15 protein-coding genes and 1 CRISPR repeat array are annotated in these 15,110 nt (G+C 49.7%); of the genes, 4 read left to right on the top strand and 11 right to left on the bottom strand.

What is annotated here, in order from left to right:
• Positions 1 to 182: 182 nt before the first annotated feature.
• The 4 genes from W01_RS04815 to W01_RS04800 are packed head-to-tail and all read left to right on the top strand — an operon-like array spanning position 183 to position 3,913.
• On the top strand, positions 183 to 1,133 hold the full coding sequence (locus W01_RS04815) for a chromate resistance protein ChrB domain-containing protein (protein ID WP_173052557.1): 951 nt from the start codon (positions 183 to 185) through the stop codon (positions 1,131 to 1,133).
• On the top strand, positions 1,120 to 2,484 hold the full coding sequence (gene chrA / locus W01_RS04810; RefSeq protein WP_173052555.1) for a chromate efflux transporter: 1,365 nt from the start codon (positions 1,120 to 1,122) through the stop codon (positions 2,482 to 2,484). The genes W01_RS04815 and chrA overlap by 14 nt, the downstream gene beginning before the upstream one ends.
• Before the next feature lie 8 nt (positions 2,485 to 2,492).
• Complete coding sequence (locus tag W01_RS04805; protein ID WP_173052553.1) at positions 2,493 to 2,948, top strand: chromate resistance protein ChrB domain-containing protein; 456 nt, start codon at positions 2,493 to 2,495, stop codon at positions 2,946 to 2,948.
• Positions 2,949 to 2,989: 41 nt separating this feature from the next.
• Positions 2,990 to 3,913, top strand: coding sequence for a DUF1259 domain-containing protein (locus W01_RS04800; RefSeq protein ID WP_173052552.1), 924 nt, complete (start codon positions 2,990 to 2,992; stop codon positions 3,911 to 3,913).
• 37 nt (positions 3,914 to 3,950) lie between these two features.
• On the opposite strand, the gene arsB is transcribed toward W01_RS04800, so the two are convergent.
• The 11 genes from arsB to cas7e all read right to left on the bottom strand — a co-directional run bounded on the left by arsB (position 3,951) and on the right by cas7e (position 15,108).
• Entirely contained in the window at positions 3,951 to 5,006 is a 1,056-nt protein-coding gene (arsB, locus tag W01_RS04795) for an ACR3 family arsenite efflux transporter (RefSeq protein WP_173052550.1), read from the bottom strand.
• Positions 5,007 to 5,193: 187 nt separating this feature from the next.
• Complete coding sequence (locus W01_RS04790; protein ID WP_173052548.1) at positions 5,194 to 5,673, bottom strand: arsenate reductase ArsC; 480 nt, start codon at positions 5,671 to 5,673, stop codon at positions 5,194 to 5,196.
• A 2-nt stretch (positions 5,674 to 5,675) separates the two neighbouring features.
• Positions 5,676 to 6,047, bottom strand: coding sequence for an ArsR/SmtB family transcription factor (locus W01_RS04785; RefSeq protein ID WP_173052546.1), 372 nt, complete (start codon positions 6,045 to 6,047; stop codon positions 5,676 to 5,678).
• Between the two features lie 161 nt (positions 6,048 to 6,208).
• The gene (locus W01_RS04780; RefSeq protein ID WP_173052544.1) at positions 6,209 to 7,561 is read right to left on the bottom strand and encodes a putative bifunctional diguanylate cyclase/phosphodiesterase; all 1,353 of its coding nucleotides are present in this window, start codon (positions 7,559 to 7,561) and stop codon (positions 6,209 to 6,211) included.
• On the bottom strand, positions 7,558 to 9,201 hold the full coding sequence (locus tag W01_RS04775; RefSeq protein ID WP_173052542.1) for an HD-GYP domain-containing protein: 1,644 nt from the start codon (positions 9,199 to 9,201) through the stop codon (positions 7,558 to 7,560). The genes W01_RS04780 and W01_RS04775 overlap by 4 nt, the downstream gene beginning before the upstream one ends.
• Before the next feature lie 476 nt (positions 9,202 to 9,677).
• Positions 9,678 to 10,430 (bottom strand): HNH endonuclease, encoded by a 753-nt coding sequence (locus W01_RS04770; protein ID WP_173052540.1) that lies wholly within the window; start codon positions 10,428 to 10,430, stop codon positions 9,678 to 9,680.
• An 8-nt stretch (positions 10,431 to 10,438) separates the two neighbouring features.
• Positions 10,439 to 11,444: direct repeats of the CRISPR family, unit length 29 nt; unit sequence CGGTTCATCCCCACGGGTGTGGGGAACAC.
• Positions 11,445 to 11,551: 107 nt separating this feature from the next.
• The gene (cas2e, locus tag W01_RS04765) at positions 11,552 to 11,848 is read right to left on the bottom strand and encodes a type I-E CRISPR-associated endoribonuclease Cas2e (protein WP_173052538.1); all 297 of its coding nucleotides are present in this window, start codon (positions 11,846 to 11,848) and stop codon (positions 11,552 to 11,554) included.
• Positions 11,829 to 12,740 (bottom strand): type I-E CRISPR-associated endonuclease Cas1e, encoded by a 912-nt coding sequence (cas1e, locus tag W01_RS04760; RefSeq protein ID WP_173052536.1) that lies wholly within the window; start codon positions 12,738 to 12,740, stop codon positions 11,829 to 11,831. Before cas1e ends, cas2e begins: the two co-directional genes overlap by 20 nt.
• Before the next feature lie 3 nt (positions 12,741 to 12,743).
• Entirely contained in the window at positions 12,744 to 13,334 is a 591-nt protein-coding gene (cas6e, locus tag W01_RS04755) for a type I-E CRISPR-associated protein Cas6/Cse3/CasE (protein ID WP_173052534.1), read from the bottom strand.
• A complete protein-coding gene (gene cas5e, locus W01_RS04750) occupies positions 13,321 to 13,977 on the bottom strand; it encodes a type I-E CRISPR-associated protein Cas5/CasD (protein WP_173052532.1) in 657 nt (218 codons plus the stop codon). The genes cas6e and cas5e overlap by 14 nt, the downstream gene beginning before the upstream one ends.
• Positions 13,978 to 13,986: 9 nt before the next feature.
• The gene (cas7e, locus tag W01_RS04745; RefSeq protein WP_173052530.1) at positions 13,987 to 15,108 is read right to left on the bottom strand and encodes a type I-E CRISPR-associated protein Cas7/Cse4/CasC; all 1,122 of its coding nucleotides are present in this window, start codon (positions 15,106 to 15,108) and stop codon (positions 13,987 to 13,989) included.
• Positions 15,109 to 15,110 lie beyond the last annotated feature (2 nt).

Raw genomic sequence — 15,110 nt, 5'->3', positions numbered from 1 at the left:
TTACCGTCACGTCGCAATTTTGTAGATTTTCAGGCGACAGCCCCAACTCGAACTTGCTGGATAAGTGTGAAATTGTTACTGAACAGGGTGGAGGTATCGTCTCGTGAGTTAAATCGGCGAGTTAAGAATCATACCTAAAAAATAATTTGCAATGATATCTACCAATATGTAGCATTCGCTATATGAGTAACTGGCTCTTATTGATTACCAGCCTTCCTACCGAGAACGCTACGATTCGGATGAGGGCGTGGCGCGCGCTTAAAGCTTCCGGCGCTATAGTGTTGCGTGATGGTGTCTATTTGATGCCGGATCGCACTTCATGTAACAACACACTGGAAGCCATTGCTGCTGACGTGCGAGCTGGTGAAGGAACAGCACTGGTATTGCGTATCGAGGAACCGAATGGTGCAAACTTCGTTCAGCTATTTGATCGTAGCGAGGACTTCGCGGTGTTGCTGACTGATGTTGCAAAGGCGCATGACGCACTCTTTGCTGACGACGCACAGGAGTTACTCAAACAAGCTCGCAAGCTACGCAAAACCTTTACTAGCCTCGCTGAGATTGATTTCTTTCCAGGAGAGGCTCAAAAACAGGCAGATGCCGCGTTGCAGGATCTTGAACTGGATATAGCCAGAGCGCTGGCACCAGACGAACCGCATCCGGTTCAAGGCGCAATTACGCGCTTACAAATGGCCGACTATCAAGGACGCATCTGGGCAACACGTCGTCGCCCCTGGGTTGATCGGTTAGCCAGCGCTTGGCTGATCCGACGTTTTATTGATCCACAAGCTCAACTGCTTTGGCTGGCGTCCCCGGCCGACTGCCCAGGTAATGCTCTGGGCTTCGACTTCGATGGTGCAACATTCAGCCACGTTAATAATCGCGTCACCTTCGAAGTGCTGATGGTGAGTTTTGATCTGGATTGTTCAGCTCTCAAGCGGCTGGGCGCGTTGGTGCATTATCTTGATGTCGGGGGCGTTCAGCCACCCGAGGCTGTCGGTGTGGAGAGTGTGCTTGCCGGTCTGCGTGAGAGCATTCTCGATGATGATCAACTGTTAGTGAGCGTGAGCGGTATTTTCGACGGTCTGCTCACCGCCTTCGGCAAAGGAGTGTCAACCCATGAACCAACCTGATACGCGTGCCATCGAGTGCACCGACGCCCAGCCTCAGCCAGTGAGTTTCCGGCAAGCTTTTGCTTTTTGGTTCAAGCTCGGTTTCATCAGCTTCGGTGGCCCGGCTGGACAAATAGCCCTCATGCATCAGGAACTGGTTGTGAACCGACGTTGGATTTCCGAGCGGCGTTTCTTGCACGCGCTGAACTACTGCATGCTCTTGCCGGGCCCGGAAGCGCAGCAACTCGCTACCTACATCGGTTGGCTGATGCACCGCACTTGGGGTGGTATCGTCGCCGGAGTGCTGTTCGTGTTGCCTTCACTCTTCATTTTGATCGCGCTGTCGTGGATCTATATTGCCTTTGGGAACTTAGCTCTGGTCGCGGGGCTATTTTATGGTGTCAAGCCCGCCGTAACGGCCATCGTGGCACAAGCGGCGCATCGCATCGGCTCGCGAACGCTCAAGAACAATGTGCTTTGGGGAATTGCCGCTGCGTCCTTCATTACGATTTTTGCCCTCAATGTGCCGTTCCCTGCCATCGTGGCAGGGGCCGCCATCATCGGCTACCTCGGAGGCCGCATTGCACCGGACAAGTTCAAGGCAGGTGGCAGCCATGGCAAGGGCGACAAATCCTTTGGGTCAGCGCTAATCGATGATGACACGCCAACGCCTGAGCATGCACGTTTCAGGTGGGGCAAGCTAGTCAAGATGGCCGTCGTGGGCGGCTTGTTGTGGGCTGTGCCGATGGGGCTGCTGAATGCCGTCTACGGCTGGCATCACACGCTCACGCAAATGGGCTGGTTCTTTACCAAGGCTGCATTGCTGACCTTTGGCGGAGCCTATGCGGTGCTGCCTTATGTATATCAGGGAGCGGTCGGGCATTATGGCTGGCTCACGCCTACGCAGATGATCGACGGCTTGGCGCTCGGTGAAACGACACCGGGGCCGCTCATCATGGTGGTGGCCTTCGTTGGCTTTGTCGGCGGTTATGTGAAAGTATTGTTCGGCCCGGACTCCCTGTTCCTCGCCGGTGTGGTGGCGGCCACGCTGGTAACGTGGTTTACCTTCCTACCCTCATTTCTGTTCATCCTGGCGGGTGGCCCGTTGGTCGAATCCACGCATGGCGACCTCAAGTTCACGGCGCCATTAACGGCTATCACTGCTGCCGTGGTGGGCGTAATTCTCAATCTGGCGCTGTTTTTCCTCTACCACGTACTATGGCCGCAGGGATTTACTGGAACCTTCGACTGGATTTCGGCCGTCATCGCGCTGGCAGCAGCCGTCGCTTTGTTCCGCTTCAAGCGGAATGTCATCGAGGTGATCGTCGCTTGCGCAGCGGTCGGTCTGATCCTGCAAACTCTAATTCTGTGAGGTGAATTATGAAATGGATTACCCGTGAACGCCCGAAGATTGACCGTATTGCTTGCCCGTGGTTGATTGCGAAATTTATTGATAAAGAGCCGGAGTTTTTGTATGTACCCGCCGGTGATGTATTGCACGTTGCCAAAGAAACCGGCGCGATCCCCTACGACATACCGGGCGTCGAGTTAACACATGACGGTGAGTTTTGCAGCTTTGACGCCTTTTTGAAGAAGTATAAGCTCGAAAATAATGCTTTGCAGCAATTGGCCGTCATTGTGCGCGGCGCGGACACCTCGCGGCTCGATCTCACGCCACAGTCGTCAGGACTTTATGCCCTGTCGCTTGGTCTGTCGCAAAACTTCAGTGACGACCACGAGATGCTCAAACATGGCATGGTGATGTACGACGCGTTCTATGCTTGGTGCAGGCACTGTCAGAAGGAAACGCATAACTGGCCCCCTGTAATGCGTTAATTTCCCTCGCTTCCCTATATACAAAATACAAGGAGATTCCCATGTTACGTTTCATTTTTTGTAGACGCGCCATCGTTGCGATAGCACTCGCCCTCAATTTGGCTACGGCCTATGCAGCAGATTCAGCGAGCGTTTTGGATACCGCAAAGATTGAGCAGTTGACCGGCCTCAAAGGAAGTTTTTCCAAGGAAGAAAATGTTTTCAAGGTATCTAAGCCACGCAGCGACGTAAAAATCCAGGTTGATAAATGGGCCATGCCGACCTTTATGGGTCTCACGTCATGGGCTGCTTTTACCCCGGCCCATAATGGACAAGTGATGATGATGGGCGATACGGTTGTGTTCGAGGATGAAGTCAATCCGGCCATGAGCACCGCCTTGAATGCCGGTCTTGAAGTTACCGCGCTCCACAATCATTTCTTCTTCGATCAACCCAAGGTCTACTTCATGCACATCAGCGGCATGAGCAGCGTCGATCAGTTGGCAACTGGTATAAAGAAAGTCTATGACAAGATTGCCGAAATTCGTGCTGCTCGTCCTATACCTGTCACAACATTTCCGGGGGTGATCGCCAGTGACAACTGGATCACCCCCGCGCTTTTGGAAGCGGTATTTGGCATGAAAGGACAGACAAGCAACGGGATGTTCAAAGTCGTAATGGGTCGTGAAGCCAAAATGCATGACATCGTTGTGGCCAATCAAATGGGTGTTAACACTTGGGCTGCATTTGCCGGCTCTGATGATGAAGCGGTCGTCGATGGCGATTTTGCAATGCTCGAAGACGAACTACAACCAATCCTAAAGACTATGCGGGCCGAAGATATCAATATTGTGGCGATTCACCAGCATATGACGCAGGAGCAGCCGCACTACATGTTCCTGCATTATTGGGGTAAGGGCAAGGCAGTCGATCTGGCAAAAAGCATTAAAAAAGCGCTGGATGTCCAAGCCGCTTTGCATCGATAAACTCCTGCGATGGGGTGGATGGGGAGCACGCTTTGCATCATTTTTTCGGGTCAGGTTTTACATCGTGTTTGTTTCCCGCTTCGTACCAGCCATGGCTACGCTTGACCAGATATACCACGGACAGCATCACTGGCACCTCTACCAACACGCCGACCACGGTGGCAAGTGCCGCACCGGATTCAAAGCCGAACAGGCTGATGGCGGCAGCGACTGCCAATTCAAAGAAGTTACTCGCACCGATCAGTGCCGACGGACCCGCTACGCAGTGCGCTTCACCGAAGCGACGATTCAGCCAATAAGCCAAGCCGGAATTGAAATAAACCTGAATGATGATGGGCACGGCGAGCATGGCGATAATGAGCGGTTGCTCGACGATGGCTTTGCCTTGAAAGGCGAACAACAATATCAGCGTGAGCAACAGTGCGGAGATGGAGAATGGGTTTAGTTTGGACAGGGCATGCTGCAGCGCTGCCATCCCGCCGCGTGCCAGCAGGTACTTGCGCCAACTCTGTGCCACTAAAACGGGCAGCACGATGTATAACACCACTGACACCAGTAGCGTATCCCAAGGTACGATGATGGATGAGATGCCCAGCAACAGCGCCACCAGCGGCGCAAAGGCGAACACCATGATGGCGTCGTTGAGCGCGACTTGGCTCAAAGTGAATAGCGGCTCACCGTTTACCAGTCGACTCCACACGAACACCATCGCGGTGCAGGGTGCGGCGGCAAGCAGTATGAGGCCGGCAATGTAGCTGTCGAGTTGCTCGGCTGGCAGATACGGTGCGAATAGTTGCCGGATGAACAACCAGCCAAGCAACGCCATGGAAAATGGTTTGACCGCCCAGTTGACAAACAGCGTGACACCGATGCCACGCCAGTGTTTGCGCACTTCGTGCAAGGCCATGAAGTCTATGCGCAACAGCATGGGGATGATCATTATCCAGATCAGCAGTCCAACGGGGATGTTGACCTTGGCAATCTCCAATTTACCTAGCCAGTGAAACGGTGCGGGGATCAATTGCCCTAACACTACCCCGACGATGATGCATAGAAAAACCCAAACTGTCAGGTAGCGTTCAAAAATGCTCATGATGTTAATCCCTTGATGTGTACGATTTAGGCGAGCTTTTCTGTCAAATTGTCAGCACGTAACAGCAGCACGTTTTAATGCTTTCACTCATGAACAGGTTCCTTTGGAAAAGGTATTTATTCAGAAGCCAGTTTCAGTAAACACGTTACACCGACTAGGCTCATCTTTGAGTAAGGGAGTAACCTTTCTAAATAACGATGTTGGCAATCTTGTCCATTTCGATCTTGAGAACGGTCTTGTCATGCTTCAGCACATTCAGATTCAGTGCAAAAAATGCTTCGATGCGGGCACGCAGGATGCGGTAAGCCTTCATGAACGCCGCATCAATTGCTTCATCCGTGCCCGTGGCATGCGCCGGGTCTTCTACGCCCCAGTGGGTGCGCAGCACTGGGCCGAGGTAGGCCGGGCAAGTTTCTCCGGCTGCACTGGCACAAACGGTGATAACTATATCGGGCGCGGTGGGTAGATTCTCCCAGGATTTGCTGTAATAGCCGTCGGTGGAGATGCCCTCACTCGCCAGTAATGTCAGCGAACGCGGGTGCACCTTGCCGGTGGGCTTGCTACCCGCGCTCATGGCACGCCAATCAGCTGGAGCAAGATGGTTGAAGGTCGCTTCACCGAGGATGGAACGGCAGGAATTACCAGTACAGAGAAAGAGCACGTTCATGTTCAGAGTTTTGATTTAGTTGGAGTAATTGGTAGGAGTACGATTGCGGAACCGACTGATGCCGTCTGCAAATCAATACACTGTTGAGGATTGCCGGAACAACATTCTTCGGTCAGGTAAGCAATAAGATCCAGCATCAAGGGGATATTGGCGCGATAACGTTGGTATCGGCCCTCCTGTTGGACTGTTAGCAGGCGTGCTTGCGTCAATGCTTTCAGATGGAAGGAAAGGTTGGTGGGCGGTAGTTCAAGTGTGGTCGCGATTTCGCCCGCCACCATACCGTCCAACCCTTTTTTGACCAACAACCGAAACACGTCCAACCGCACGCCAGAAGAGAGTGATTCGAATACTGAAGTTGCAGTAATTTTATCCATATTATAATAATGCAATTGTATTTGAAATATTGCAATATTGTTTATTTGGATTCGAGATTGGATTGAAATAAGGAAATGATAATGAACCCCAGAATCCAGGGGAACCCTATAAATTCAAACTCCATTGCCATACTGTGTTGATATGGCGCGCCTTGTGTGGCTTAGGATTTTGGATTTATAGAAGCGTCCAAGGATATTGTATGCAGGACTAAGGTGTGTTGACGATACCAATTGATAAAATCTGTGTCAGACAGCGCGCGGCTGTACAGAAAGCCCTGCACTAGGTCGCAGCCGAGATCGCGTAATAGATTGAATGTTTCTTGATCTTCCACCCCTTCAGCTATTGTGGTCAGATTGAAATTTTTGGCCAGATCAATAATGGTACGGACGAGATTTTTGTCCTCGCGTGAATTATGTATGTTCCGAACGAAAAGCATATCGATCTTCAGTTCCTGCACTGGAAAGCGCTTAAGGTACGCCAGCGATGAATAGCCGGTGCCGAAGTCGTCAAGTGACAGACGAATGCCAAGCTCTCTCAGTCTGGATAACATTGTGAGGGAGGATTCATAATTATCGATTACCAAACTTTCCGTGATCTCAAGCGTAAGGTACGCTGCGGGTACACCCCAAATATCGAGTGCTTGCTGGACTATTTGTGGAAGTTCCTGGTCTTCAAGCATTTTGGGCGGAAGATTGACGCTTATACCTACATCAATACCCATCTTTAAGAAATCGGCTGTATGGCGCAGTGCCGTGTTAAGTATCCATAGGGTTAAAGTGTTAATCAGACCGGTTTTCTCTGCAATGTCGATCAATGTGGCCGGATTGATTACACGTTGCCCTGGCGCTGTCCAGCGTATTAGAGCCTCCATGGAGACACAGCGTCCGGTCTGGATATTGATCTGCGGCTGGTAGTGAACATGCAACTCGTTTGCTTTGATGGCTTTGCCAAGTTCAATGTCTAGGCCGCTATAAGTTTCTGTCTTAATGTGATCTTCGGGCTGATAGACGTGGTATCCCTGTTCATTGGTTGCGGCGACGTCTGATGCGATGTCGGCATACATCAATAATTGACCTGCATCACGGCCCAGTTCTGGAAAATTGGCAATGCCGATATGTGGGCGCAGCATTACTGGGCAATCATCAGCAATGAAGGGTTTATGCAATTCAGAAAGAATCTTGATCGCTGCCAGTATGCTTTGAGCATTATTGGCAAGGTTGGGCAAAACAAGACATATCTGGTCATCAGAAAAGTGTGCATAGCGATCTGCGTCACGTAACAGACCATCAAGAAGCTGATTGGTGTAATGGTTGATCGATTGTGTGGATGTGTCGCCCATGATGGCATCCAGCCGTTTGGCTCGCCTCAACTTCATGATTAACACAGCGGTCGCGCTGGTTTCGGCTTTACCGATTTCAAAACGCAGGAAATTGACCAGTTGGTTGTGGGTTAACTGATGTTGTGTCGCTGAGGTATTGGACTGATGCGACGGAGGAGGGTTGTGGCCGATCATGCCAGGTAATATTCTCGGGCATCGAGATTGAAAGCGCCCGTTGGCAAGCCGCGCAGAATATGAACAGCCGTGGTTGTTTCGGACTGATACAGTAAATCTAGCGTAGTTGGTTTCGGTGCCGGGCTTTTGTCTGGACCACTAATAATCAGCACCCGTGGTTTCAGTCGGCGTACTTTGCTCTGGCTGATGACGACTGCGACTTCGCCAGAAGACAGCTCGACCAAGGAGCCAACTGGAAAAATGCCGATGGTTTGGATGAATTGCTCGACCATGGAATCAAGATAATACTCGCCGCTCATCGTGTTTATACTTTTCAATGCGTCATAGGCTGACACGGCTTTGGTATGAAAACGTGCATTGGTCAGTGCGGTAAATGAATTAACGATTGCCGCCATGCGTCCGAATAGGCTGATATTACCTTTAGATAGTCCTGCCGGGTAGCCGCTCCCGTTTTCTCGCTCATGGTGTTGGGCGATACCTTCCAGAATGTCGGTATGCAGATTAGGCGTTTCTTTAAGTATTTCAAGGCCCAGCCTTACGTGGCTTTTGACTATCTCAAATTCTTCCGAATTTAGCCGCTCATTTTTTAGCAACAGATCGCTCGGTAATTTTATATTTCCAATATCAAGTAGCAATCCGGTAATGCCCAAGCGCTCGAGAAAGTCTTTAGGCAAGCCTATATGTCGACCCAGCGCAATCAGATAAACGGCTGTCTGGAGCCCGTACTCATAGCTGACATTGTCTTGTTGACGTAATCGCATGATCAACATTAACGCATTAGGATTCCGCACCATACTGTCCACTACTTCCTGAATCACAGTCTCTACTTCTTCGATCTCGAGGTTTTTGTCAGAGCGTAGGTTTTGAACAAGGCCATGAAGTACTTTTTCTGTGAGCGTATAAGCCTTGCCCGCTGGAGCAAGCTCTTCCTCAACCGGTCTGACATCGTTGTATATGGTTAACTCGACGTTGGCAGGAATAAAGTCAGGTCGCTGGGCAGTCACAATCTGCACTTCCGGTGTCGTAGAAGGTTGCTCGGAATCGAAAGCATTTTTTTGAGCGTAAGATTTATCTTTAAAATCTGATTTTATTTTAAAGAAATCTTTTATTTTGCCGGAAAACGAGGCCAGCAATCCTTTTTTAATCTGCGTTTCCGGAGTCGTGTGTAGGTCTTTATTTGAGTTTTTTGGGATTGCCTCGGTGTGCGTTAAATGGCCTAATTCTGCCAATTCGAACATCGCATCTTTAACATTCAAGGCGTCAGAGGCTTGCAAATCAGCTGGCTTTTCCTTGATTGATTCGGGTGCCGAATGGTTGGCGATAGACGTTTGAATGGTGCTGTCGGGAGCCTCGCTAAGGCTTGTGAAAGATGGTGCGATGGAAGCGCGTTTGTCTGACTCCACTTTTTTCTTAGGGACGGATTTTGCTGTTTGCAGCCCTTGTATTGATCTGTCCCATTCGATTACAACGAATTTACAGTACTCTTGCAATTGCTCGATATGTTCATCATTTTCGATCAGGAAACCTTGAAGCAGAAAGGGCGTGTCAAGCCACGGCCGATCGAGATCAGAGACGAACATGCCGATCTTGAGTTTGCTGGAAGGAATTTCTGTTTTCATGCGGATAAGTGTAACGCACATTCTTTTCGAAAAACACCTCAGTTCTATTCTAATGACGAATGCCCCCTTGGAGAGACTTACCCTGTTAACGCTGCCCGTTAATTGTCAGGATTTATCATCCTATCCATGACTATCCCAGCAACAATATATTAAATTATATGAAGTCGCAGCTGCCACAAAGCGTGATTTCGATCGTCTGATACGGCTTAGTCAAGCAGCCCAAGCTAACGATAAAAGTTTCCGATAAAAAAATTACTGGCGCAACAACTTGGAAGAAGAAGATGGAGACCGGCCAGGTTGGGCTTCAAGCACATCATTAATTCCCAACGCAACATGCTGGAGCAGGCGATAACTCGTATAAGCTGAGGTCAGGATAATTCCAAAAGATATATTTTCTATGAGGCACGACCCGCACCCTGGGACCGGGATTTTTCAACAAACGGTTCAGATCGTGGCTTCGCTTCGCTCGCACAATCTAACCTTATTCGTTATGTGTGCTATCGATTTAAATATTTTTTTAGCTCTTCAATTTTTAGAGCAGGACTGGTTCTGTCTACCATCGCGTGACAATTTGGGCACAATGGTATCAAATCTTTCTCTGGATTTATCTCGTATTTTTTCCTAATTTTATGGAGTGGAACTATATGGTGAACATGGATATATTCTTTCCCCAAATCTCCATATGTTTTTTCAAAATCGAAATCGCAAGCGAAACATTTATAACCATGACAAGCTATGCATGCAGCTCTCGCTTTGGGATTTCGTTCATAAGCATTCACAGAAACTATTTGTGAAGCACCTTCAATATACTTCTCAGGAGGATTAATTTCTTCTGCTATTAATGTTTCAGTATCTTCATCACAGGCGTACCATCCGTCATATAACTCCTGCAAAACTTTCAACTGAAGATCTTCAATGAATCCGTCAATTTTTGCCGGACCTTGACCTAAAGTATCTTTATTTGCATCAGAGTAAATAAGAGGAAACGTTTTGAGTTTATAGCCTTGATATTCTATAAGTCCAATATGTCTAAAAGACTGAGGATAACCATTAGACTTTCTATCGTCAGGCCTTGTTTCCCAATTCTTTCCCAATATCAGACACTTGCTACCTTGTAAATTTGTATCCCATGCGCCAAAGATAATTATCTTGTCTCTGTGATTGACAAACGACCAACTCCAAAACCAGTTATCACAAGTGGCTCCTTGTTCTAGGATATATTGCTTCCGACTTCTTTTGCTCTTTTCCATACTTCACCCGGTTCATCCCCACGGGTGTGGGGAACACATCTTGCTATAAAGTGTGCTCCTACGATCTAGCGGTTCATCCCCACGGGTGTGGGGAACACTTCTGATTACTAAGTTTGCCCTGCTCCCCATTCCGGTTCATCCCCACGGGTGTGGGGAACACATGCGTAGTAAATGGATCCATTTTAGTTAGCCCGGTTCATCCCCACGGGTGTGGGGAACACTAGTACGAATAGAGAATAGTATCTTATAGTATCGGTTCATCCCCACGGGTGTGGGGAACACAGTATATCAAAATCAAAAATTAAATTTACTGGCGGTTCATCCCCACGGGTGTGGGGAACACGGCATCAAGGTCTATCAAGCCTGTTGTTATGCCGGTTCATCCCCACGGGTGTGGGGAACACTTTATAGATGATTCAATTAATAATTTATCGAGCGGTTCATCCCCACGGGTGTGGGGAACACCTGATCGGTAAAAATGTGTTCATAGCCGTCTCCGGTTCATCCCCACGGGTGTGGGGAACACATCTACAGCAGCTTTGTGGGCCTGCACCAAGGCGGTTCATCCCCACGGGTGTGGGGAACACCTAAGACGCGGAAAATATCGTTCTTACCGAACCGGTTCATCCCCACGGGTGTGGGGAACACCCCTGATCACAAACGACGGAAACATGCAGCGCCGGTTCATCCCCACGGGTGTGGGGAACACGCAACTACATCAAAGGCGCGTATGCGTGGATTCGGTTCATCCCCACGGGTGTGGGGAACACGAAGCTGGCGATCATCACTCAGGCAAGGCTGGCGGTTCATCCCCACGGGTGTGGGGAACACTCAAGCCGCTCTTCCCGCTCAGCCCAATATTCCGGTTCATCCCCACGGGTGTGGGGAACACAGTGCAGTCTCCCCTCATACCCGGCAAACGTGCGGTTCATCCCCACGGGTGTGGGGAACACATCCTCCGCCACAACATAAACCATAGAAGCTCCGGTTCATCCCCACGGGTGTGGGGAACACACTAAATATAATAAATTGATTATTAATGTTTATATAGTGATTCAGTTTCCTACCGAATTTTTACATCAATTTAGTTTGTTAAAGAACGGCCATGCTCATACGTCAGACTACTTAGCTGTATTGTCAATAATTGGTAGAAACGAAACCAACTTTGCACCATCCATTTCTGCTGGCATTCGTCGATTTTCACCCAATGTCAAAAAATCAAATCCTGCTTCGTTATTGGTACGCCATGCCATGACGGCATTGCCGTCTTCAACACCTTGTTCAACTTGCTCCCACATATGTTCCCGCAAGCGTCGTGAATAATTGCCGACATATACGCCAGCACGAACTTCCAGCAACCAGATGGCGAGTCGTCCACGTAGACGTGGCGGCGCGTTTTCAAGAACGATGACCAACATCACCAATACTTTCAGGGTTAGGGATGGCAGGGGGAACCGATTCTTCCGACGGCTCTGGTGGCGTCAAACCGCCTTCCGAGAGGACAGTTTCAATGTCTGGAATAATTCGCTCAAGCAATTTACTTTGTCTGAACGCATCGCGGCAGCGAATCCGCACTTCGCGCTCAAGATTCCCGCATGGCTTAGCAGCAACGCTAAAGGCAATCGGTACCACCGTATCAAATTTATATAAATCGGCAATGTCATACACAAATGAGAGCGGCTTACCACTATGGATGAAACCGATGGCAGGCGCGTAACCAGCTGCCAGAATCGCGGCCTCCGTCACGCCATACAAACATGAGGTCGCAGCCGACAGACAACGATTGGGAATATCTGTCGCATCCCAATCTTGCCGGTCATAATTGCGTGCCTTCCAATCGACCTTATATTGCTGGGCGAGCAGTTGATATAGCGCCCGCACCCTTGCGCCTTCGATGCCGCGCAATTGTTCCACGCTGCGCCGCTGCGGCGGCTCTTCACCAAAACGGTACTTGTACATCGCACGCACCACTTTCAAGCGGGCTTCGTCATCCAGCGCCAGCTTAGCCTGATACAACAAGCGATCCGCGCGCGCGCCGCCGGGCTGTCCGGACGAATACACCCGAACGCCGCCTTCGCCGACCCACACCAGCAAAGTTCCGACCCGCGCCGCAAGGGAACAAGCAGCGTGCGATACCCGCACGCCCGGTTCCAGCATCAGACAGGCAACACCACCAATCGGAATATGCATGCGCACGCCATGCATATCCACAGCCACAAACGCGCCATCCAAAACATCGAGCTGACATTTTTCAACAAAAAGAACCGATAGGCGTTCTTTGATGGGGATGGGTTTTAGGGGTGGGAGCATGTGCTATGTCCTGGCCATAGTAAGCAAACCGCAGCCAAAGCTTTTTGCAGCACCAATACCGTTGGCAACCAAGTTACGAAAGACCTCTGGGTTAGTCACCGTCAATATCCCATCAAATGTCACCGTCACCAATTTGCCTGCACTACCTCCGCGCCGAAAAAGCAATGGCGCATTTTTTTGCAACGTGACTTCATCAAGCGTTGCAGCGCCTTCCAATTTCCGTGCCAACCATGCTTGTTGCTCATCTTCCCGTACCAACGGCACGCGCACTCTTTTCTCAGGATTTTTCTGATCGCGAATGGTTTTGATGACGTTGGCCGTCAACCGGAATCGCAACGCTTGGCCTGTAGATAATTTGCTTAAATTAAGCATTTTGGTAGGCGCAATTAAAGATGCATTGGCAATGGATTCCAACGGGGGTATTGCCGATTGCAGCAGCAACACTGCGCCTTTTCCCGCTTGCAGTTGTTCCATGCGAAATAAAAAATCCCGCGCATCATCAGGGCGATTAGGGAATAGCTGCCATAAGGCCCGATGCCATTCATAAGGATTGCGCGATGCGCTCCAATCAAGCTGCACTTTACTCAGGTACATGAGTGCTCCCTTTCGGATAGACAGACACCATTCGGGTAGCAAACTGACGCACACGCGCATGTCGTGGTACATCGCGCAGACGAATCTGCCGATCATTGCGCAATGCGGGTGAATCGGTATAGATCGTCCCCTGATTCGGTTCAAACTGCGCCAACGCGGCCAGTGCATCTACTGCTTCCATAGTGTGAACCAGCAATGGACGGGAAATCGGGCAGGATCGACGACCAAGAACTGGGGTGTAGACCGGTTGTTTCAGTGCACGCTGAATGGTGTCAAACGTGACGCTGGTATGTTCACTCAGTCCAATCGCCACCGTGAATTTAGCATCACAAAGATATTCGCGGCGTGACACAACCGGGTATTCACCCGATTTACGAATATCGACTTTGCGAGCATTCATCACGGTATGAAAATCAGTCAGCTTGATTGTCTTCTCTGAATCTGCACGAATACTAAAGCATAGACTTTTATCCAGTTCGGCCAATCCCGCCACGTCCGAACGCTCAATACCCATGCAAGCGGCAAGCAGCCCGAGCAAACCGGAACGTGTAGGGAAATTAACCGTCGGACGGTAATCCTCGTAAGTGTGGTCACCCCACGCTTGCATCACACCATCCAGTTTCAAGATGAGAAATGAATACATGGCAATCCTTTAGCGTTGACCATCAGCGCGCAACCATTTTTCCAAATCGGACAAGGTTGCGTGAATATGTAAACCTCCTATACTTTCCTGCACAGACAAGGAGAACGCACCCGCTTGTTCATCCAAACCATAACCATGATGAATACGCTGCCAGTAATCTACCAATGTATTAACGGACGGTTGCAACAGCCCACCCTTGCCAATCACTGGCTTTTCAAAGGCATTGGCCAAAGAGACCGGTTGATCAGCAAGGCTCACAAGTGCAAAGTCAGCCATATTATGGGCGGCAAAGGATTGTTGCTTTGCATCTGGCACTACGGTTGCCAGTAAATGCAGCGCATGCGCAGCGATGTCTAGCGCGCGGCTGCGTGAATTTTCCGTTTCTGCCGCTTTCATGTTGGGCAACAATCCCAAATTCACCTGCAACTGTTTCAGATTAAGGCTGGCGTAGCGATAAAACACGCCGGAGGAAAATTCTTGCGTATCCAAATGTCCTGCACCCACTTCGCCAGCATCGCTTATCAAGTCATCGACGGCAGTAAACCAGTCAATATCCGATTCTGCCGTATGGGTGGTGATGGAATGCGCGACAGCTAATGCGCCGTCTACGCTGGTCATCAAGCCACTGGTGGCCATACGGCCCGAAAGAGCAATATCGAGGTTGTCTGCCATTGCCTGTTTGAGAGCAGTCGTTTCGTCGGCTATTTTCTTTTCTAACTTTTTAGCATCTATGCCATCGATTTCAGCTTGTTGCACTAGGTCACACAGCTTGGCAAACTCGGCTAGCGACCAAGGTGCGACGGCATCCGCTTTGGCATCTGTGGCAAATTCTTCTTTACCAGATATCAATCCCAAAGTTTTTTGAATAACGGTATCAGGATATTTGCCTGCCAATGCACTGGTAAGCGCAACTGACAAACGCCCTAATTCCCGCGTCCGAATAGAACGCTCACCCAAGTGCTGATGGTAATAATCGCTAGTACGAAACGACCTTTTCAGGCTTTGGCTGGAGATTCGTACCCGTCGTGCACCACCGAAAGTTGCTGTTTTTTGCATATTCATATCATCACGGTTTAAGCAAGATGGGCTGTGTGAAATGAGAATGTGGAAATTGACAAAATTTTTGTTCATGT

Origin of the sequence: Candidatus Nitrotoga sp. AM1P (assembly GCF_013168275.1) — a bacterium.
In the GTDB taxonomy this organism is placed as follows: domain Bacteria; phylum Pseudomonadota; class Gammaproteobacteria; order Burkholderiales; family Gallionellaceae; genus Nitrotoga.
This window is presented reverse-complemented; position numbering and strand designations above follow the sequence as displayed.